Origin of the sequence: Micromonospora pisi (assembly GCF_003633685.1) — a bacterium.
Taxonomy (GTDB): domain Bacteria; phylum Actinomycetota; class Actinomycetes; order Mycobacteriales; family Micromonosporaceae; genus Micromonospora_G; species Micromonospora_G pisi.
The window spans coordinates 5,818,668-5,838,476 of the sequence record NZ_RBKT01000001.1; the positions used below are offsets into that span (position 1 = coordinate 5,818,668).

Sequence of the window (19,809 nt, forward strand, 5' to 3'; positions counted from 1 at the left end):
CTGATTACGGTCGGCAACGCCGATCTTCGCTGTTGTCCGCCGCTCGCCGAGTTCAGTCCGCGACCACCCCGGCGACAAACCTGCGCCACGCATCCGACTGGAACGCCAGGGTGCCGCCGTCACGGTCCTTGCTGTCGCGTACGGCGACGACGCCGGGCAGGTTGTCCGCTACCTCCACGCAGTTCCCACCGTTCGAGCCGCTGCGGGTGCTCTTGCGCCAGCGGGCGCCGGTCAGGTCAGCCATGGCCTTGCCTTCAGTAGTTGGATCGACAGGTCGCGGGGTAACGCGTATCCCCGCACAGCATCCCAGACCCGTGTCAGCGAGGCCACTTGTCCAGGGTCGCTCACCAGACGTCCGGATGCCTGGTCGTCCAGCCACGCCACGTCCGGTGAGTCGTGCATGGAAGCGAGCACGAAGCTGGCCTGCCCCGGGTGTAGTCCGGCTTCCAGGGGAATCACGTGCACGAACACGTTCGGGCGTTCGGCCATCGCGATGAGCTGGGCAAGCTGCGTGGCCATGAGGTCTGGTTGACCGCGCATGAGGACGGCCTGGTCGAGAACGAACACACACATCGGCGGTCGAGGTCGGTCGAAGACGGCCTTCTGTCGCTCTAGTCGTATCCTGACCAGCCGTTCTACCTCATCGAGGTGCAGCGGACTGGTCGACAGCACCGCGCGGGCGTAATCCTCGGTCTGGAGCAGCCCCGGCACCACGCCGATCTCGAAGCCTCGCAGTGACACAGACGCCGACTCTTGCTCGCGCCAAGGACGGAACCACGCCACGTCTCGCCGCCGGACCGACTCGGGCCACAGCTCTTCGACATCCTTGCCGAGGGCCTCCGCCGCTGCGGCACGGTGACGAGCCTGCGGAATCCGGCCTTCCGAGTCCCAGCGCCGGACCGTTTTGGCATCGATCCCGAGCCGCGCAGCGAGTGTCTCGGCAGTCAAGCCCTTGGCTGAGAGCGCGTTGCGCAATACCTCGTTCATGGCCCGGCCCTCCTGTAGGGACAATCCAAATGCCAAACGACCATAGTCGATTGACATATCTATGTCTGTACGCCGCGCTCACGCTGTTGACATGCGTTGCTGGGCGACCCGGCGGCCTAAGTTGGAGGAGATCGGTATGTCTCGGCTACGGAGATGGTGGCCTTCGGGCCGGTTCGGCAGGCGCGGTTCACCCACCCCGTCGCCACGGCCAGCCTCGCTCCCGGTGCGGCCCGCCTGGGCGGAACTTGCGACCACTCCATATCCGGCGATCGAGCCCCGCTGGACGTTCGGCCAGCGGTGCGGCTATCGGGTACCGCGATGAGCACCCGCCCCCGGCGGCCCGACCTTCCTGAGCCGTGGCCTACCGGCATCTCCGGCGGTGCGCTTCACGTCCCAGCCCGGCCGATGTGGCGGTGCAAGCGGTGCGGCGAGGAGTCGCCCTGCTCGACCCAGCGGCAGGAACTGCTGCTCGGGTACCAGGGCATGCGGGCTTCTCTCTCGATTCACCTCGGCATGATGTTCATCGACTGCATGGGAGACCTCTACACCTGCCTCCCCGCTGGCGGGGCGCCGACGCCGGGGGAGTTGTACGAGCGTTGGTTCGGGCTCCTTGCCGAGCTGAAGACCGACGGCCCGCCGCCGATGTGGAAGCCGCAGGCCGACCCCGACGAGTGGTGAACTCTCCGCTGGCCGGTGGGGGCAGCGGTCGGCGGAGTAAGGCAGAGGCAGGATCCCCACCTCTCGGGATCCTGCCTCTGACCTGTGCGAACTCAACCGCCCTGCTATCCGCTGAACCGCCCAGCAGGGGGTTAGGAAGGGGCCCTTCCTATACAAAATGCGATAACAAGGGGCCCATCCTTACTCGGGGACGCGGCGGTAGGCGCCGTCGCTGGCCGAGGTGGCCATCGAGGCGTACGCGCGTAGGGCGGCGGAGACGGGACGCTGCCGGTCGACCGGGGTGTACGGCTTGTCGCGCTTTTCCTGGGCGACCCGTCGGGCGTCGAGCACCTCGGCGGGCACGTTCAGTTCGATCGACCGGGTCGGGATGTCGATGACGATCTCGTCGCCCGGCTCGACCAGGGCGATCAGCCCACCGCCGGCGGCCTCGGGCGAGATGTGCCCGATGGAGAGGCCGGAGGTGCCGCCGGAGAAGCGGCCGTCGGTGATCAGTGCGCAGTCCCGGCCGAGGCCGCGTCCCTTGAGGAACGAGGTGGGGTAGAGCATCTCCTGCATGCCGGGGCCGCCCTTGGGGCCCTCGTAGCGGATCACCACCACGTCCCCGGCGACGATCTCCTTGGCGAGGATCGCGGTGACCGCGTCGTCCTGCGACTCGTAGACCTTCGCGGGTCCGCGGAAGGTGAGCCGGTCGGCCGGGACACCGGCGGTCTTCACCACGGCGCCTTCCGGGGCGAGGTTGCCGTGCAGGATGGCGAGCCCGCCGTCAACGGTGTACGCGTGCTCCCGGTCCCGGAGGCAGCCGTTGGCCGCGTCGGTGTCCAGGGTCGCCCAGCGGTTGGTGGTGGAGAACGCCTTGGTGGTGCGGACCCCGCCGGGGGCGGCGTGGAACAGCTCGACGGCCTCGGCGGTGGGGCTGCCGCCCCGGATGTCCCAGTCGGCGAGCCACTGGTCCAGGTTGGGGGAGTGCACCGAGTGCACGTCCCGGTTGAGCAGGCCGGCCCGGTCGAGCTCGCCCATGATGGCCGGGATGCCACCGGCCCGGTGCACGTCCTCCATGTGGTACTTCGGCGAGTTCGGGGCCACCTTCGCCAGGCAGGGCACCCGGCGGGAGATGGCGTCGATGTCGGCGACGCTGAAGTCGAGCTCCGCCTCCCGGGCGGCGGCGAGCAGGTGCAGCACGGTGTTGGTGGAGCCGCCCATCGCCACGTCCAGCGCGACCGCGTTGTCGAACGCGGCCCGGCTCGCGATCGAGCGGGGCAGGACGGAGTCGTCGTCGCCGTCGTACCACCGCTTGGAGATCTCCACGATGGTCCGGCCGGCCTCCTCGAACAGCGCCTTGCGTGCGGCGTGGGTGGCCAGGACCGAGCCGTTGCCCGGCAGGGCCAGCCCGATCGCCTCGGTGAGGCAGTTCATCGAGTTGGCGGTGAACATGCCGGAGCAGGAGCCGCAGGTGGGGCAGGCGGAGCGTTCGATCTCGCTGAGCTGGTCGTCGGTGACCGCGTCGTTGGAGGCGGCGATCATCGCGTCGATCAGGTCGATCTTGTCGTGCACGATGCCCTCGATGGCCACCGTCTTGCCGGCCTCCATCGGGCCGCCGGAGACGAAGACGGTGGGGATGTTGAGCCGGAGCGCGGCCAGCAGCATGCCGGGGGTGATCTTGTCGCAGTTGGAGATGCAGACCAGCGCGTCCGCGCAGTGCGCGTTGACCATGTACTCGACCGCGTCGGCGATCAACTCGCGACTGGGCAGCGAGTAGAGCATGCCGCCGTGGCCCATGGCGATGCCGTCGTCCACCGCGATCGTGTTGAACTCCCGGCCGACCCCGCCGGCCTCGGCCACCGCGTCGGCGACCAGGCCGCCGAGGTCCTTGAGGTGGACGTGCCCGGGTACGAACTGGGTGAAGCTGTTGGCGATGGCCACGATCGGCTTGCCGAAGTCGTCGTCGGTCATCCCGGTGGCCCGCCAGAGCGCACGCGCCCCGGCCATCGTCCGGCCGTGTGTGGAGGTCTTCGACCGCAGGTCAGGCATTGCACCAGTGTTACACCGTCGGCGCGGATCGGGCCGGGGCGCCGCGTCCCGCGTCCAGAACGCGGGAAAGGGCGGCGGTGGGCGCCCCTTACGTCCCGCCTGATCACTCCCGCCCGATTCGTCGACGCGGACGCGGGGCCGACACCCGCCCGACTTGTCTTTCCCGGTCAAACAAGGTGCCCCCGGTACCCCACGGGACGGCCGGTATCCGGCACAGTGGATGCGTGCAACTCCCCTCGGTCGCGACGGTCGTCGCGGTGCTGGGTGGGCTCGCGGCGGTGGCCGGTACGTCGGTGCTGATCTCCTCAGGGCTTCGACGCGCCGGTATCCGACGTCAGGCCCACCTGATCATCGCCGGCGGAGCCGGCCTGGCCACGGTCAGCGCGATCGCCGGCCTGGTCGGCATCCTCAGCATGGCCCCGCACTGGGCCCACCACCAGCCGCAGCGGATGACGCTCGCCACCGTGGTCGCGATCGGGATCGCGGTCAGCAGCCTGGTGCTCTGCGCGGGGGTGTTGCGGCTGCCCGGCGCCACCCAGAGCAGGTCGGCCACGCTGCGCCTGATCCTGGACGGGGTGGTGATCGGGGCGGCGCTCTGGTTCGTCGGCTGGGTGCTGCTGGCCGAGCCGACCCGGCTGCTCGGCGACGCGACCCCGAGGGGCTGTCCGGCGATCGTGCTCGCCACGGTGGCCGCCGCCGGGGCGGTCGGACTGGTCTTCGTGGTCGGCGTACGCGCCCCCTGGCCGCGCCGCGACCTGTTGCTGATCGCCGCCGGGGTGATCCTGGTCGCGGTGGCCGGCCTCGGTCTGGCAGCCGGCATCTGCCAGGCCGGCCCGGCGGTGGCGCTGACCGGCGCGGGGCTGCTCCCGGTCGGCTTCCTGCTGCTCTTCGCCGGCCTCCGCTCGCCCGACCCGGTCGGCGAGGTGGACGCCGACATCATTCGGCGGGGCAGCGGCTACGCGTTCCTGCCGATGCTCGCGATGGCCGTTTCCGCCGTCTATCACCTGCTCCGGATGGGCGACTTCACCATGCTCGGCATCGTCTGCGGCAGCGTGGAGGGGTTCGCGCTGGTCGCCCGGCAGTCCCTCGCCCTGCGGGACGTCCGGGCGTACGCGGGCCGGCTGGCCGAGCGCGAGGCGCACTTCCGGGAGCTGGCGCACACCGACCCGTTGACCGGGTTGGCGAACCGGCGGGGGCTGCTCCGCGCGTTGCAGCAGGAGTCCGGGTCGGCCGCTCCGTGCGTACTGCTCGGTCTTGATCTTGATGGTTTCAAGAACGTCAACGACCTGCACGGTCATGACGTCGGGGACGCGGTGCTGGCCGAGGTGGCGCAGCGGCTGCGGCTCAACCTGCGACCCGGGGACGTGGCCGCCCGGCTCGGCGGTGACGAGTTCGCGGTGCTGATGTGGGCCCGGCCGCCGGAGGCGCAGCGGGTGGCCGAGCGGCTGCTCGGCATCCTCGGCCGCCCCTACGACCACCCGGCCGGGCGGATCTTCCTCTCGGTGAGCATCGGGGTGGCCGGGCAGGCGAGCGCACCGGAGGTGGAGACGTTGCTGCGCAATGCCGACCTGGCGCTGCGCTACGCCAAGCAGCGTGGGAAGAACCGGGTCGAGCGCTACGACGTCGCCTACGACCACCTGCTGCGCCGCCGGACCACGTTGGAACACGAGATGCGCGGCGCGATCGAGCGCGACGAGCTGCACCTCGCCTTCCAGCCGGTGGTGGCGGTGCCGTCGGTACGTCCGGTGGGGGCCGAGGCGCTGCTCCGTTGGCACCACCCGAAGCTGGGCAGTGTCCGACCGGACGAGTTCATCCCGCTGGCCGAGGAGTGCGGCATGATCGCCCAGCTCGGCGCGTGGGTGCTGCACCAGGCGTGTCACCAGTTGTCGGTCTGGCTGGCGGACGGGCACGACGTCTGGGTCTCGGTGAACGTGTCGCCGAAGGAGTTGCACGCCCCGGAATATGTGGTGCAGGTGGCCGAGGCGCTGCGGGCGCACCGGGTGCCGCCGCAACGGCTGGTGCTGGAGGTGACCGAGCACGCGGTCGCGACCGATCTGGACGAGTTGATCCGGCGGCTGGCCGCGCTCCGGGCCACCGGCGTACGGATCGCCCTGGACGACTTCGGTGCGGGTTACTCCTCCCTCGGGCAGTTGCGGAAGCTACCGATCGACATTCTGAAGATCGACCACAGTCTGGTTGCCGAGCAGGAGCCGATCCGGGCCCGGGAGAGCGGTGAGCGCCGGGTCTTCGCGCCGATGGTCGACGTGGTGATGCGACTCGGTCACCAGCTCGGGCTGGAGGTGATCGCCGAGGGGGTGACGAACCCGTTGGAGCTGGCAGCGGTGGTCGAGGCCGGCTGCCGGTTCGGTCAGGGACAGCTTTTCGGCTGGGGGGTTCCGGCCGAGCATCTGGAGGCGATGCTCGATGCCGCGACCTCGCCCGGAGCGCGTGCGGTGCCCGCCCCACGAAATCGACCTGCCCAGAATCTGGGATCAGTTGACTCATCGCGTGAGATGCGTCAGGCTTAGCCCCATGTCGTCGACCAGGTCGTTTCGAGTACTTACCTGAGCGCACTCTCGAGTCAGAGAGTGCGCTGGCCCCGTGCATCTGCACGAGGGCCGTTTTTATTGGCCATCTCCCAGTCATCGAGGCGGGTCCTTCCACCTCGGCCCGGGTGCCAAGCCTCGCGTACGGGTGACCAGCCCGGCCGAGCGGACGTCGGGCGAGCGGATCCCCTCATCGGGCGGGCTTCCCCCGCAACGCACACGCAGACAACACCGATCTGAGTTAAAGGCCTGAATCGCTATGACGAGACCCACGCCAGAGACACTCGCCCACACCGCGCGTCGAAGTCGGCAGAGCGCCGAGGTGGTAACCGACCCCGCTGAGCAGCTCGCCCGCCGCGCCCGTACCGGGGGTATCGAGGGTGGCGCGGCCGACCAGGCGACCCGTCGGGCCCGTCCGGCCGACGAGCCCGCAGACGGCGTCGTCGCTCCACTGCCCGGCGGAGTGTCGGGTCCCGCGCGGGCCGTCAGCCCGACGCCGGTCAGCGGCGCGAAATCGTTGGTCAAGTCGCTGGAGGCGCTCGGCGTCGATGTCGCGTTCGGCATTCCCGGTGGCGCCATCCTGCCCGCGTACGACCCGCTCTACGATTCGTCCGTGCGGCACATCCTGGTCCGTCACGAGCAGGGCGCCGGCCACGCGGCGACCGGATACGCGCAGGCCACCGGCAAGGTCGGGGTCTGCATCGCCACCTCCGGCCCGGGGGCCACCAACCTGGTCACCCCGATCGCCGACGCCTACATGGACTCGGTGCCGATCGTCGCGATCACCGGCCAGGTGGCCCGGCCCTCGATCGGTACGGACGCGTTCCAGGAAGCCGACATCCAGGGCATCACGCTCCCGATCACCAAGCACAACTTCCTGGTCCAGACGGCGGAGGAGATCCCGCGGGTGCTGGCCGAGGCGTTCCACCTCGCGTCGACCGGCCGCCCCGGCCCGGTTCTGGTCGACATCCCCAAGGACGTGCTCCAGGCGCAGACCACCTTCTCCTGGCCGCCCACGCTCGACCTGCCCGGTTACCGCCCCACCCTGCACCCGCACGGCAAGCAGATCCGCGAGGCGGCCCGGCTGATCGCCGCCGCCCGTCGACCGGTCCTCTATGTCGGCGGCGGTGTGCTCAAGGCCGGTGCCACCGAGGGGCTGCTGCACCTGGCGGAGCTGACCGGCATCCCGGTGGTCACCACCCTGATGGCCCGGGGCGCCTTCCCCGACTCGCACCCGCAGCACCTCGGCATGCCCGGCATGCACGGCACCGTCGCCGCCGTGTACGGCCTGCAGAAGGCGGACCTGATCGTGGCGCTCGGGGCCAGGTTCGACGACCGGGTGACCGGCCAGTTGGACTCCTTCGCCCCCGGGGCGGCGATCGTGCACGCCGACATCGACCCGGCCGAGATCGGCAAGAACCGGGCCGCCGACGTGCCGATCGTCGGCGATGCGCGGCACGTGATCGACGAGCTGATCGACGCGGTGCGGGCCGGTGGTGAGCGTCTCGCCGGCACCGGTGGACGGTCGGCTCCCGGCGACCGTACCGAGTGGTGGGAGCAGCTCAACGACCTGCGCGAGCGCTACCCGCTCGGATACGACGAGCCGACCGACGGCACGCTCGCCCCGCAGTACGTGATCAAGCGGCTGGGTGAGCTGGCCGGTCCGGACGCGATCTACGTGGCCGGCGTCGGCCAGCACCAGATGTGGGCGTCGCAGTTCATCTCGTACGAGAAGCCGAACACCTGGCTCAACTCCGGCGGGCTGGGCACGATGGGCTACGCGGTGCCGGCGGCGATGGGTGCCAAGGTGGGTCGGCCGGAGACGATGGTCTGGGCGGTGGACGGTGACGGCTGCTTCCAGATGACCAACCAGGAGTTGGCCACCTGCGCGCTGGAGGGCATCCCGATCAAGGTCGCCGTGATCAACAACGGCAACCTGGGCATGGTCCGGCAGTGGCAGACGCTCTTCTACGGCGAGCGCTACTCCAACACCGATCTCGGCACCCACAAGCACCGGATCCCGGACTTCGTGAAGCTCGCCGAGGCACTCGGCTGTGTCGGCCTGCGCTGCGAGACCGCCGCCGACGTGGACAAGACCATCGAAGCGGCGATGGCGATCAACGATGCCCCCGTCGTCATCGACTTCGTGGTGGGCAAGGACGCCATGGTCTGGCCGATGGTCGCCGCCGGCACCAGCAACGACGAGATCATGTTCGCCCGGGGTGTCCGCCCCGCTTTCGACGACGACGACCTGTGACGCGACGACCTGTGAAGCGGAGTACGACATGACCATGCACACGCTCTCCGTGCTGGTGGAGAACAAGCCCGGTGTGCTCGCCCGGGTCGGTGGGCTCTTCTCCCGCCGTGGCTTCAACATCGATTCGCTCGCGGTCGGGGAGACCGAGAACCCGGACGTCTCCCGGATCACGATCGTGGTCAACGCCGACTCCTCACCCCTGGAGCAGGTCACCAAGCAGCTCAACAAGCTGGTCAACGTGCTGAAGATCGTCGAGCTGGACCCGTCCGTCTCGGTCGCCCGTGAACTGGTGCTGGTGAAGGTGCGGGCCGACCGGGCCGCCCGGGCCCAGGTGCTGGAGACGGTGAACCTGTTCCGGGCCCGGGTCGTCGATGTCGCGCCGGACACCCTCACCATCGAGGCGACCGGCACCCCGGACAAACTGGATGCGCTGCTGCGTGATCTGGAGCCGTTCGGAATCAAGGAAATGGTGCAGTCCGGGCTGGTGGCCATCGGGCGCGGCTCGCGTTCGATCACCACAGGCTCGGCGTTGCGTGCCGCTTAGGTCCGGTGGCCCGGCCGTCGGGCGCCGCATGAAAGGGAAGACATGAGCATCGAGATTTTCTACGACGACGACGCCGACCTGGGCCTGATCCAGGCCAAGAAGGTCGCGGTCCTGGGGTACGGCAGCCAGGGCCACGCGCACGCGCTGTCCCTGCGCGACTCGGGCGTCGACGTGGTGATCGGCCTGCCGGAGGGCTCCAAGAGCCGGGTCAAGGCCGAGGAGCAGGGCCTGCGGGTGCTGACCCCGGCCCAGGCGTCGGCCGAGGCTGACGTGATCATGGTGCTCGCGCCGGACACCGCGCAGCGCTCGCTCTACGCCGAGGCGATCGAGCCGAACCTCACCGCCGGCAAGGCCCTCTTCTTCGGTCACGGCCTGAACATCCGGTACGGCTTCATCACCCCGCCGCCGAACGTCGACGTGGCGATGGTCGCGCCGAAGGGCCCGGGTCACCTGGTCCGCCGCCAGTACGTCGACGGCAAGGGCGTGCCGGTGCTGGTCGCGGTCGAGCAGGACGCCAGCGGTACCGCCCTCGCGCTCGCCCTCGCGTACGCCAAGGGCATCGGTGGCACCCGCGCGGGCGCGATCCGGACCACCTTCAAGGAGGAGACCGAGACCGACCTCTTCGGCGAGCAGGCGGTCCTCTGCGGCGGCGCGTCGGCGCTGGTGCAGACCGGTTTCGAGGTGCTCACCGAGGCGGGTTACGCCCCGGAGATCGCCTACTTCGAGTGCCTGCACGAGCTGAAGCTGATCGTCGACCTCATGTACGAGGGCGGCATCGCCCGGATGCGCTACAGCGTCTCCGACACCGCCGAGTACGGCGACTACTCGCGCGGCCCGCGCGTCATCGACAGCCGGGTCAAGGACGAGATGCGCAAGATCCTGGCGGAGGTCCAGTCCGGCGAGTTCGCCCGCGAGTGGATCGCCGAGGACGACGCCGGTCGCCCCAACTTCAACAAGTGGCGGGCCGAGGGTGCGACGCACCCGATCGAGGAGACCGGCAAGAAGCTGCGCGGCATGATGAGCTGGGTCGACCGCCCGCTCACCGAGACGGCCTGACCTCTGGTCGGTCCGACCGGCTGACGTCCGTACGACGCGTTCACGGCGCCTCCGTCGTGGTGGGAATCCACCACCGGGGGCGCCGTGTCGTTTCCTGGTCCGCTGCCTGTGAGACGCCTACGATCGCGGTTAGTCGATGCATCCGCACCGTACGACCATCGATGGCGCGGCGCGGGGCGCAGAGCGGCGTCCTGCTCGCCACCGCCGTTGCACCGGACGATGTCAAGAGGACGCATGAAGCCTGTCGTACTGATCGCAGAGGAACTCGCCCCCGCCGCCGTCGACGTGCTCGCGCACGATTTCGACGTACGCCATGTCGACGGCACCGACCGTCCCGCCCTGCTCACCGCCCTCGCCGAGGCGAACGCGGTGATCGTGCGCAGCGCCACCCTGATCGACACCGAGGCGGTCGCCGCCGCGCCCCGGCTGCGGGTGGTCGCCCGCGCCGGCGTCGGACTGGACAACGTGGAGGTACCCGCCGCCACCGCCCGGGGCGTGATGGTGGTGAACGCGCCCACCTCGAACATCGTTTCCGCCGCCGAGCAGGCGATCGCGCTGCTGCTGGCGGTCGCCCGCAACACCGCCAGCGCGAGCACCGCGTTGAAGGCGGGGGAGTGGAAACGGTCCAAATACACCGGTGTGGAGATCCAGGGCAAGACCGTCGGGGTGGTCGGACTCGGTCGGATCGGGGTCCTGTTCGCCGCCCGGATGGCAGCCTTCGGCACCCGGCTGGTCGCGTACGACCCGTACATCCAACCGGCGCGGGCGGCCCAGCTCGGGGTTCGCCTGGTCGGGTTGGAGGAGTTGCTGCGGGAGAGCGACTTCATCTCCATCCATCTGCCGAAGACGCCGGAGACGGTGGGCCTGATCGGCGAGAAGGAGTTGGCGATGGTGAAGCCCGGTGTCCGGATCGTCAACGCCGCCCGGGGCGGGCTCGTCGACGAGCAGGCGTTGGCCGACGCGATCGCCGAGGGGCGGGTCGCCGGTGCCGGCATCGACGTCTACGGCAAGGAGCCGTGCACCGCCTCGCCGCTGTTCGCCTTTGACAACGTGGTGGCCACCCCGCATCTGGGCGCCTCGACGGTGGAGGCGCAGGACAAGGCGGGTCTCGCGGTGGCGCGCAGTGTCAAGCTGGCGTTGCAGGGCGAGTTCGTGCCGGACGCGGTGAACGTGCAGGCCGGCGGCGTGGTGGCGGAGGACGTACGGCCGTTGTTGCCGTTGGCCGAGAAGCTCGGCCGGGTCTTCACGGCGGTGGCGGGCGGGGTCGCCGCCAGTGTGACCGTCGAGGTACGGGGCGAGATCGTCGCCCATGAGGTGTCGGTGCTGAAGCTCGCCGCGACCAAGGGTCTGTTCGCCTCGGTGGTGGAGGAGCAGGTGACGTACGTCAACGCGCCGCATCTCGCCGCCGCGCGCGGGGTCGAGGTCGCCCTGACCACGCACACCGAGACGATCGACCACCCGAACCTGGTGACCCTGGCGGGGGCGCTGCCCGACGGTCGTTCGGTCAGTGTCTCGGGCACGGTGACGAGCACCGGCAGCCGGGACGTGTTCCGGCTCACCGAGGTCGACGGCTTCGACCTGGAGTTGGGCGCGGAGGGCATCCTGCTCTTCTTCCGGTACGCGGACCGGCCCGGTGTGGTCGGCCTGGTCGGTTCGATCCTCGGCGCGGCCGGGGTGAACATCGCCGCGATGCAGGTGGCGCGGCGGGAGGCCGGTGGGGAGGCGTTGATGACGTTGACCGTGGACTCGGCCCTCGACGCGGAGCTGCTCAGCTCGGCGGCCGACTCGATCGGCGCGGTCGCGGCCAGCGCCGCCGACCTGCGCGAGGAGTAGTAGCCGGGGCGGGGTCGCGATAAGCCCGCCGGGGCTCGGCCGGTAGCCGAGCCCCAGCGGGTCAGCGGACCACCGCTCTCGGCGGTGGGTAGACCGAGCCGTCCTGGGGGTCGAACAGCAGCAGGCCGTGCTCGCCGGCGAGCCGTTCGATCAGCAGCAGTACCTCGTCGTCGCAGCTGGGACTCAGTCTCATTTCGACATGGTCCGCCGCGATGTGCAGCGGAACCACCTCCCAGGGCGAGGCGGGTGCGGCGACCCCGTCGGGGTGGCGCGCGATCACCGCCCGGTAGAACGCCGCCACCCGTGGCTGTGGTGCACCCCGGGCATGCTGGCCCTGACGGCACCGCGCATGGGCCGCCCGCACCTCCGCTGACGAGGCCCCGTGCTCCAGGGCCCACACAACCAGATCGAAACTCACGGTGGTACAGGGTGCCATCCGACGTTCACCCATTCGTGCGTACCCCGCGCGACTCGCGGTGAATATCCTCGGACGACGCGTCGTGCACGTGGCCTTGCGGCGAGTTGCGTCGATTGGTTAGGTTCCATACTGGATACCCGGTGAGTTCCAGGCGTGGACTCGTCTTCGGGTGATGAGCGCGCGTCGACCAACCGGGTAACCGGCACACCCCGTGTACGCGAGCCACGCGTACTCGTCGCTGGCCGGCCCCCACGATCGTTGCCGAGACCGTGGGGGCCGTTCGCGCAGCGGTGGTGCGGTCAGACCGAGGCGCCGGCCGGACGGCGCAGTGCCATCAACGCGCGGTAGCCGTTCGACGTGGGGAACCAGTCCAGTCCGGCCGGGCCGGCGGCGTAGAGCGCGGTGGCGTACGCGTCGGCGACGGAGAGGTCGGGTCCGAGGACCGTGGTGGCGGCGAGCTGACGGGCCGGCTCCCCGGTGTGCGGGTCGACCACGTGGTCGACCCGGCCGGCCACGCCGGAGCTGCCGATCGCACCGCTGGTCAGCTCCAGGGTCAGCGGGGCCCGCTGGGCGTCGGCCGGGTGGCTCCGGTTGATCGGGTAACGCCCCTCGTTCGGGCGCGGTACGGCCGTCGGCTGGTGTACCGCGATCCGCCACGGCCCGCCGTGCGGGGCGCGCCCCTGCACCACCAGGTCACCGCCGCTGAGTACGGCGTAGTCGGCGCTGCCGGCGGCGCGCAGCCGGGCCGCGGCTCGTTCGACCGCCCAGCCCTTGAGCAGGCCGCCGGGGTCGAACCCGCCCGGTACGGCCCAGGCGTCGAACCAGCCGTCGGTGGCCGCCCGCATCGCCGCGCACCGTTGCACCAGGTCGGCCAGGGGTGGGTACGCGTCGGCCGCGATCTCGCCGCGGCGCAGCCGGGAGACGAGGCTCTCCGGTCGGGCCGGGCTGTAGGTGAGGTCGATCGCCCGTAGTTCCGCCACCGCGTCCCGGATCGCCTCGCCCAGGCCACGCCGGCCCCACTCGGCCGGTCCGTTCACGACCAGGGAGTATTCGGCGATGGAGGTGCGTACGGTGTGCCGGGCGACGACCCGGTCGGCGCGGGTGGTGGCCAGCCCGGGGCCGGGGCGGCCGGGAAGGCCGGGGCTCGGACCGCCGCCGAGCCGAAGGTCGGGTGGGGCGGTACGGTCCTGCGTCCACCGGTGACGATCGGTCCGGCTGCGCTCACTGATCGGCATCTTCCGCCCCCTCTGTGACGGTGTCGGTCGACCGGTCGAGGGCCGGCCGTTCGGGCCACCGGAAGCACAATAAGCAGCGAAGATGGCCGTGTCATGGGTATCGCCTGAGAGTGTCCTGAGCGTTCCCATTTCCCAAATCTTAGGACCGGCGTACCGTAAAACGAGACGGGGCCTTAACGTTTCCTAGAGACGACGTAGAGACAAAGGGGTTCAACGTGTCGGTGGCACGGATCGCGGTAGTGGCCGGTGACGGTATCGGGCCGGAGGTGGTGGCGCAGGCTCGAAAGGTCATCGACGCGGTGCTTCCCGGTGTCGAGGCCACCGAGTACGACCTTGGCGCCGCGCGCTACCACCGGACCGGCGAGGTGCTGCCGGAGTCCGTCCAGGCGGAGCTCGCCGGACACGACGCCATCCTGCTCGGTGCCGTCGGCGACCCCACCGTGCCGCCGGGCGTGCTCGAACGCGGCCTGCTGCTGCGCCTCCGTTTCGACTTCGACCAGTACGTCAACCTTCGCCCGTCCCGGCTCTGGCCGGGCACGACGAGCCCGCTCGCCACGGTCAAGCCGGGCGAGATCGACCTGGTGGTGGTCCGTGAGGGCACCGAGGGGCTCTACGCCGGTGCCGGTGGATCCCTGCACCGGGACACCCCCGCCGAGGTGGCGACCGAGGAGAGCCTGAACACCCGACACGGGGTGGAACGGGTGATCCGGGACGCGTTCGCCCGTGCCGAGCGGCGGGAGCGGCGCAAGGTCACCCTGGTGCACAAGACCAACGTGCTGACCCACGCCGGCTCGCTCTGGGCCCGTGCGTTCCAGGCGGTCGCCGCCGAACACCCCGACATCGAGACCGAGTACCAGCACGTGGACGCGGCGGCGATGTTCCTGGTCACCCAGCCGCAGCGGTACGACGTGGTGGTCACCGACAATCTCTTCGGCGACATCCTCACCGACATCGCGGCGGCGGTCAGCGGCGGCATCGGACTCGCCGCCAGCGGCAGCATCAACCCGGAGCGGGCCTACCCCTCCATGTTCGAACCGGTGCACGGCTCGGCGCCGGACATCGCCGGTCAGGGCGTGGCCGACCCGGCCGCCGCGGTGCTCTCCGCCGCCCTGCTCCTCGACCACCTCGGATACAGCGACGCGGCGACCCGAGTAACCGGGGCGGTCGCGGCCGAGCTTGCCGCCCGTACCCCGGGCGCGGCGCTGCGCACCGCCGAAGTTGGCGACCGGCTCGCCGCCCACGCGGCCGGCTGATCCACGGCCCGACCCTCGATCTGCTCTATCCTGGTCGGCGCCCACCCCACTCGGGGTGGGCGCTGGCGTTGCCGTACGTGATCGTCGCGGGTCCGTACCGGTCGACGAGCCGACCGGAGACTCCCGTTGAACGAACGTTCGGGGTAAGTTTTCTTCAACTCGTTTCCCCCTGGCGCGCCCCCTGTCCGCGTGCCGAACCCCATGGAGGTCAGCGCGATGAGCGGTGGTGACAAGCTCGATTTCGAGATCCGTCCGAATCCTCGCCCGGTATCCGCCGCCGAGCGGGCCGCGCTGATGGCAAATCCCGGATTCGGTCGGGTCTTCACCGACCACATGGTCACGATCCGCTACGCCGAGGGCAAGGGCTGGTACGACGCCCGGGTGGAGGCCCGGGGCCCGATCCCGATGGACCCGGCGACCGCGGCGCTGCACTACGCGCAGGAGATCTTCGAGGGGCTCAAGGCGTACCACGCGGCCGACGGAGGGGTGACCCTGTTCCGGCCCGAGGCCAACGCCGAGCGGTTTGTCGAATCGGCCCGCCGGATGGCGATGCCCGCGTTGCCGCCGCAGGTCTTCCTCGACGCGCTGCACCACCTGATCGAGGCGGACCGGGAGTGGATCCCGACCGCCGACGACGGCACGCTCTACCTGCGCCCGTTCATGTTCGCCAGCGAGGTCTTCCTCGGCGTGCGGCCGGCCAACGAGTACCTCTTCGTGGTGATCGCATCCCCGGTCGGGTCGTACTTCTCCGGCGGCGTCAAGCCGGTCAACGTCTGGGTCTCACCGAACTACACCCGGGCCGCTCCGGGCGGCACCGGCGCGGCCAAGTGTGGCGGCAACTATGCCTCCTCGCTGGTCGCCCAGGCCGAGGCGATCGAGCACGACTGCGACCAGGTCGTCTTCCTCGACGCTGTCGAGCGCAAGTACGTCGACGAACTCGGCGGGATGAACATCTTCTTCGTCTACGACGACGGCACCCTGGTGACGCCGCCGCTGACCGGCACCATCCTGCCCGGCATCACCCGGGACTCGGTGCTGACCCTGGCCCGCGAGGAAGGTCGGACCGTGGTCGAGCGGCCGGTCAGCTTCGCCGACTGGCAGGCCGACGCGGCCAGCGGCAAACTCCGTGAGGTCTTCGCCTGTGGCACCGCCGCGGTGATCACTCCGATCGGTGGGGTGCGCTTCCCGGACGGGGAGTTCACCATCGCCGACGGCAACCCCGGCGAGATCACCACCGGGCTGCGCCAGCGCCTGGTCGACCTCCAGCGGGGCCGGGCCGACGACACCCACAACTGGGTCCACCGGGTCAGCTGACCCCCGCTCGTCGCCCACCCGTTCGTCGCCCACCCGTTCGTCGCCCACCTGCGTCGTTGCCCACCTGCGTCGTTGCCCACCTGCGTCGTTGCCCACCTGCGTCGTTGCCCCACCTGCGTCGTTGATCATGAAGTTAGGGGCGGGGATTCGATCGAATCTCCGCTCCAACTTCATGATCAACAGGGCGTGGGTGGGGGGTTAGTCGAGCAGGTGGGCGCGGAGGGTGGCGATCTGGCCCCGGGTCAGGCCGGCTGACAGGAGGTACTCCTCGGTCGAGCCGTGCTGCTGGCGTAGCTCGGTCAGGAAGAGCATCATCGCCTCGGCCGGCGACGAGTAGAAGGGCCGGGGCAGCGGTGCCGCCGTCGGCAGGTGGGTGCTGATCCAGGCCCGGAACCGCTCGGACGCCTCGGTGCTCAACGCGTAGTCGGCGGCGATGTCGGCGTCACTCACCCCGAGCAGTGACAGGGTCAGTGCGCAGACCACTCCGGTCCGGTCCTTCCCGGCCACGCAGTGCACCACCACCGGTGCCGTGTCCTCGTCCGCGATCGTGCCGACGGCATGGGCGATGCCGGCGGCGCCGGTCTCGGCCAGATCCCGGTAGCGGTTCGCCAGGTACCGGGCGACCCCGAGATCCTCCTCGTACGGGACCTCGTCCCACTCCCGGTGCTCGGGATGGATGTGCAGGTAGGTCAGCCCGTCGTACGCCGGCACCCGGCCGTCCCGGGTCACCTCGTGCGGTCGGCGCAGGTCGATCACGGTCCGGATGCCCAGCTCGGCGAAGACCGACTGGTCGACCTCTTCGATCCGGTGCAGCGAGTCCGACCGGTAGAGCCGGCGCCAGCGCACCGTGCGCCCGTCGAGTCCGGTGTAGCCACCGACGTCGCGGAAGTTGAAGATGCTGGCGAAGGTGGTCACGCGGCTGATCGGGGATGCGTCCATGGCCTCACCATATCCGCCCGTACAGGCCACCCGCCGAGGCAAATGATCATCCACTCGCGACTCCCGCCTGCATGTAAGGAAGGGCCCCTTGTTAACGCTATGCGTTAACAAGGGGCCCTTCCTTACACCTAGAGCGGCCGGTGCGGGGGGAGCGGGGGCGTGCCGGGGAGCCCGTACATGCCGCCGTAGTAGCCACCGATCTTGTCCAGGTAGGTGGGATCGGTGTGGTCGCTCTCGGCGTACTCGGGCGCGGCCTTGATCTGGGCCTTGTCCCGGTCCACGTAGACCTTGCGGTCATCGTGGTCGACGTGATTGACCACGCCGGCCGGCAGCATGACCTTCCTACCGAAGATCCATGGGCCGGTGTCGACCACCAGGAAACTGGCGTCGACCTCGTAGCTCGCGCGGTCGATCTTGCCGATGCCGCCGTCGGTCGCCTCCACGTGGTAGCCGACCAGGTCGGCGCCGGTCACCCCGGCGTCGTCCCGGTAGCGCCACGGCTGGAACGAGTCGGTCGACTCGTACGCGCCCGGCGGGAGGGAGGTACCCGTCGAGCCGTACGTCTCCGCTGAGGCGGAGCCCGTCCACTCGTCGGGTCCGCGACGGCTGGTCGGGTCCAGCGCCTGGTCCGGGGTCGGCTCGGGCGTCCGGAACGGGATCGGTTCCGGGTTCTGGTCCGGGGTCGGCTGAGGATCAAGCCTGTTCATGGGCTGTCACTCCTCTTCTCGTCCTCGACTTCGCTGTCCCGGAACCTGCTACCCAGAGTCGCCGGAACGTACACCTTCCGCCCGTCCGGCCTCTTTGCGCCGTGCCATTCCGGCTGTCCGGTCAGCTCGTGCCGTGACCCCACCGTCCCGAGATATGGATTTTCCCTCCCGAAATCCGGTCGGGGGTGGCAGAGTACCGACCGTGACCCACCACGTACTCATTATTTGCGACTAGCGCGCCGGCAACCCCTCACGCCGAGCGCGCAGACCTCCCGCACCAGCGGGGGGTCATTTTGTTTGTCCGGCGGTGGGCCGAGGGCCGGGCGGACGTGCTGCTGCGAAAGGACTCAGATGGCTTTCCAGGTCTTCGACACGACGCTGCGCGACGGGGCACAGCGCGAGGGGATCAGCTACTCGGTGGTCGACAAGCTGGCCGTGGCCCGCCTGCTCGACGAGTTCGGCGTCGGCTTCATCGAGGGCGGCTGGCCGGGCGCGATGCCCAAGGACACCGAGTTCTTCCGCCGCGCCCGTACCGACCTCACGTTGCGTCACGCCATCCTGGTCGCGTTCGGCGCCACCAGGAAGGCCGGCCGGGCGGTCGCCGAGGATCCGCAGGTACGCGCCCTGCTCGACGCGGAGACGCCAGCGGTCTGCCTGGTCGCCAAGTCCGACCTCCGGCACGTCGAACGGGCCCTGCGCACCAGCGCCGCCGAGAACCTCGCCATGGTGCGGGACAGCGTCGCCCACTTCGTCGCCGAGGGGCGCCGCGTCTTCCTCGACTGCGAGCACTTCTTCGACGGCTTCCGCCACGACCCCGCGTACACCGCCTCGGTGGTCGAGACCGCGCTCGCCGCCGGCGCCGAACGGGTGGTCATGTGTGACACCAACGGCGGCATGCTCCCCTCCCAGATCACCGCCGCCATCGGTGCGCTCACCGACCGGCTCGGCATCAGCCCCGACCGGCTCGGCATCCACTGCCAGAACGACACCGGGTGCGCGGTCGCCAACACGGTCGCCGCGGTCGAGGCGGGCGTCGAGCACTTCCAGTGCACCGCGAACGGGTACGGCGAACGCCCCGGCAACGCGGACCTGTTCACCGTCGTCGGAAACCTTCAACTCAAGCTCGGGCTTCCCGTCCTACCGGACGGGTGCCTGGAACAGATGGTGCGCGTCTCGCACGCCATCACGGAGATCGCCAACATCGCCCCCGACACCCACCAGGCCTACGTCGGGGCCGCCGCCTTCGCTCACAAGGCGGGGCTGCACGCGAGTGCGATCAAGGTGGATCCGCTGCTCTACAACCACGTGGAACCGGCCCTGGTCGGCAACGGCATGCGGATCCTGGTAACCGAGATGGCCGGCCGGGCCAGCATCGAACTCAAGAGCCGTGAGCTCGGGCTTGATCTGGCCGGCCATCCGGAAGCCCTCTCCCGGGTCAGCAAGCGGGTCAAGGAACTGGAGGCCGGTGGCTGGTCCTTCGAGGCCGCCGATGCCTCGTTCGAGCTGCTGGTCCGCTCGGAACTGCCCGGCGAGGACGTGCCCCGGCCGTTCAGCCTGGAGTCGTACCGGGTGCTGGTCGAGCACCGCGAGGACGGCTCGGTGGTCTCCGAGGCGACCGTGAAGATCCGCGTACGGGGTGAGCGGGTGATCGCCACAGCCGAGGGGAACGGGCCGGTCAACGCCCTGGACGAGGCGCTGCGGGTGGGGCTGACGAAGCACTACCCGGAACTGCTGACGTTCGGGCTCGCCGACTACAAGGTGCGCATCCTGGAGGGGAGCCAGGGCACCGGGGCGGTTACCCGAGTGCTGGTCGAGACGGTCGGTGACCGGGGACGGGACTGGACCACGGTCGGCGTACACAACAACGTGGTCGAGGCGAGCTGGCATGCCCTGGTCGACGCGCTCACGTACGGCGTCTCCCGTACCGCCCCCGCCGAAGTGTAAGGAGTGAAAGGAAGGGCCCCTTGTTAACGCTATGCGTTAACAAGGGGCCCTTCCTTTCACTCCAGCCAGC

16 protein-coding genes are annotated in these 19,809 nt (G+C 70.0%); 9 read left to right on the forward strand and 7 right to left on the reverse strand.

Translation table 11 applies throughout. The features are described from left to right. Positions 1–52: 52 nt before the first annotated feature. Both BDK92_RS24860 and BDK92_RS24865 read right to left on the reverse strand, forming a co-directional pair. Positions 53–244, reverse strand: coding sequence for a DUF397 domain-containing protein (locus BDK92_RS24860; protein ID WP_121158880.1), 192 nt, complete (start codon positions 242–244; stop codon positions 53–55). Beyond that, positions 232–987, reverse strand: coding sequence for a helix-turn-helix domain-containing protein (locus BDK92_RS24865; protein WP_121162546.1), 756 nt, complete (start codon positions 985–987; stop codon positions 232–234). Before BDK92_RS24865 ends, BDK92_RS24860 begins: the two co-directional genes overlap by 13 nt. A 318-nt stretch (positions 988–1,305) precedes the next feature. Between BDK92_RS24865 and BDK92_RS24870 the strand changes: the two genes are divergently transcribed. After that, positions 1,306–1,665, forward strand: coding sequence for a hypothetical protein (locus tag BDK92_RS24870; protein ID WP_147457110.1), 360 nt, complete (start codon positions 1,306–1,308; stop codon positions 1,663–1,665). 180 nt (positions 1,666–1,845) lie between these two features. On the opposite strand, the gene ilvD is transcribed toward BDK92_RS24870, so the two are convergent. Continuing rightward, positions 1,846–3,693: a dihydroxy-acid dehydratase gene (gene ilvD / locus BDK92_RS24875; protein ID WP_121158882.1), complete on the reverse strand. Its 1,848-nt coding sequence runs from the start codon at positions 3,691–3,693 to the stop codon at positions 1,846–1,848. A gap of 224 nt (positions 3,694–3,917) precedes the next feature. Between ilvD and BDK92_RS24880 the strand changes: the two genes are divergently transcribed. From BDK92_RS24880 to serA, 5 genes are all read left to right on the forward strand, one after another. After that, entirely contained in the window at positions 3,918–6,221 is a 2,304-nt protein-coding gene (locus tag BDK92_RS24880) for a putative bifunctional diguanylate cyclase/phosphodiesterase (protein ID WP_425462254.1), read from the forward strand. A 277-nt stretch (positions 6,222–6,498) separates the two neighbouring features. Further along, the gene (locus BDK92_RS24885; RefSeq protein WP_121158883.1) at positions 6,499–8,496 is read left to right on the forward strand and encodes an acetolactate synthase large subunit; all 1,998 of its coding nucleotides are present in this window, start codon (positions 6,499–6,501) and stop codon (positions 8,494–8,496) included. Between the two features lie 28 nt (positions 8,497–8,524). Beyond that, complete coding sequence (ilvN, locus tag BDK92_RS24890; protein WP_121162548.1) at positions 8,525–9,040, forward strand: acetolactate synthase small subunit; 516 nt, start codon at positions 8,525–8,527, stop codon at positions 9,038–9,040. Between the two features lie 42 nt (positions 9,041–9,082). After that, complete coding sequence (ilvC, locus tag BDK92_RS24895) at positions 9,083–10,096, forward strand: ketol-acid reductoisomerase (RefSeq protein WP_121158884.1); 1,014 nt, start codon at positions 9,083–9,085, stop codon at positions 10,094–10,096. 234 nt (positions 10,097–10,330) lie between these two features. Continuing rightward, positions 10,331–11,929: a phosphoglycerate dehydrogenase gene (gene serA / locus BDK92_RS24900; protein WP_121158885.1), complete on the forward strand. Its 1,599-nt coding sequence runs from the start codon at positions 10,331–10,333 to the stop codon at positions 11,927–11,929. Positions 11,930–11,990: 61 nt separating this feature from the next. Here the strand turns inward: serA and BDK92_RS24905 are convergent, their stop codons facing one another. Further along, the gene (locus BDK92_RS24905; protein WP_211349365.1) at positions 11,991–12,347 is read right to left on the reverse strand and encodes a hypothetical protein; all 357 of its coding nucleotides are present in this window, start codon (positions 12,345–12,347) and stop codon (positions 11,991–11,993) included. Between the two features lie 299 nt (positions 12,348–12,646). Then, a complete protein-coding gene (locus tag BDK92_RS24910; protein ID WP_121158887.1) occupies positions 12,647–13,582 on the reverse strand; it encodes an FAD:protein FMN transferase in 936 nt (311 codons plus the stop codon). Between the two features lie 221 nt (positions 13,583–13,803). Here BDK92_RS24910 and BDK92_RS24915 point away from each other — a divergent pair, with 221 nt between their 5' ends. Both BDK92_RS24915 and BDK92_RS24920 read left to right on the forward strand, forming a co-directional pair. Continuing rightward, positions 13,804–14,835, forward strand: coding sequence for a 3-isopropylmalate dehydrogenase (locus tag BDK92_RS24915; RefSeq protein ID WP_121162549.1), 1,032 nt, complete (start codon positions 13,804–13,806; stop codon positions 14,833–14,835). Positions 14,836–15,051: 216 nt separating this feature from the next. After that, on the forward strand, positions 15,052–16,149 hold the full coding sequence (locus BDK92_RS24920; protein ID WP_121162550.1) for a branched-chain amino acid aminotransferase: 1,098 nt from the start codon (positions 15,052–15,054) through the stop codon (positions 16,147–16,149). 198 nt (positions 16,150–16,347) lie between these two features. On the opposite strand, the gene BDK92_RS24925 is transcribed toward BDK92_RS24920, so the two are convergent. Both BDK92_RS24925 and BDK92_RS41240 read right to left on the reverse strand, forming a co-directional pair. Next, on the reverse strand, positions 16,348–17,088 hold the full coding sequence (locus BDK92_RS24925; RefSeq protein ID WP_121158888.1) for a tyrosine-protein phosphatase: 741 nt from the start codon (positions 17,086–17,088) through the stop codon (positions 16,348–16,350). 128 nt (positions 17,089–17,216) lie between these two features. Further along, positions 17,217–17,795, reverse strand: a complete 579-nt coding sequence (locus BDK92_RS41240; protein WP_425462255.1) for a PRC-barrel domain containing protein — start codon at positions 17,793–17,795, stop codon at positions 17,217–17,219. A gap of 351 nt (positions 17,796–18,146) precedes the next feature. On the opposite strand from BDK92_RS41240, the gene cimA reads away from it, so the two are divergent. Further along, positions 18,147–19,739, forward strand: a complete 1,593-nt coding sequence (gene cimA, locus BDK92_RS24935) for a citramalate synthase (RefSeq protein WP_121158889.1) — start codon at positions 18,147–18,149, stop codon at positions 19,737–19,739. Positions 19,740–19,809: the final 70 nt, after the last annotated feature.

Bases quoted from the DNA above. Each gene is read 5' to 3' on its own strand.
- BDK92_RS24860 (WP_121158880.1), bottom strand. From the start codon at position 244: ATGGCTGACCTGACCGGCGCCCGCTGGCGCAAGAGCACCCGCAGCGGC.
- BDK92_RS24865 (WP_121162546.1), bottom strand. From the start codon at position 987: ATGAACGAGGTATTGCGCAACGCGCTCTCAGCCAAGGGCTTGACTGCC.
- BDK92_RS24870 (WP_147457110.1), top strand. From the start codon at position 1,306: ATGAGCACCCGCCCCCGGCGGCCCGACCTTCCTGAGCCGTGGCCTACC.
- ilvD (WP_121158882.1), bottom strand. From the start codon at position 3,693: ATGCCTGACCTGCGGTCGAAGACCTCCACACACGGCCGGACGATGGCC.
- BDK92_RS24885 (WP_121158883.1), top strand. From the start codon at position 6,499: ATGACGAGACCCACGCCAGAGACACTCGCCCACACCGCGCGTCGAAGT.
- ilvN (WP_121162548.1), top strand. From the start codon at position 8,525: ATGACCATGCACACGCTCTCCGTGCTGGTGGAGAACAAGCCCGGTGTG.
- ilvC (WP_121158884.1), top strand. From the start codon at position 9,083: ATGAGCATCGAGATTTTCTACGACGACGACGCCGACCTGGGCCTGATC.
- serA (WP_121158885.1), top strand. From the start codon at position 10,331: ATGAAGCCTGTCGTACTGATCGCAGAGGAACTCGCCCCCGCCGCCGTC.
- BDK92_RS24910 (WP_121158887.1), bottom strand. From the start codon at position 13,582: ATGCCGATCAGTGAGCGCAGCCGGACCGATCGTCACCGGTGGACGCAG.
- BDK92_RS24920 (WP_121162550.1), top strand. From the start codon at position 15,052: ATGAGCGGTGGTGACAAGCTCGATTTCGAGATCCGTCCGAATCCTCGC.
- BDK92_RS24925 (WP_121158888.1), bottom strand. From the start codon at position 17,088: ATGGACGCATCCCCGATCAGCCGCGTGACCACCTTCGCCAGCATCTTC.
- BDK92_RS41240 (WP_425462255.1), bottom strand. From the start codon at position 17,795: ATGAACAGGCTTGATCCTCAGCCGACCCCGGACCAGAACCCGGAACCG.
- cimA (WP_121158889.1), top strand. From the start codon at position 18,147: ATGGCTTTCCAGGTCTTCGACACGACGCTGCGCGACGGGGCACAGCGC.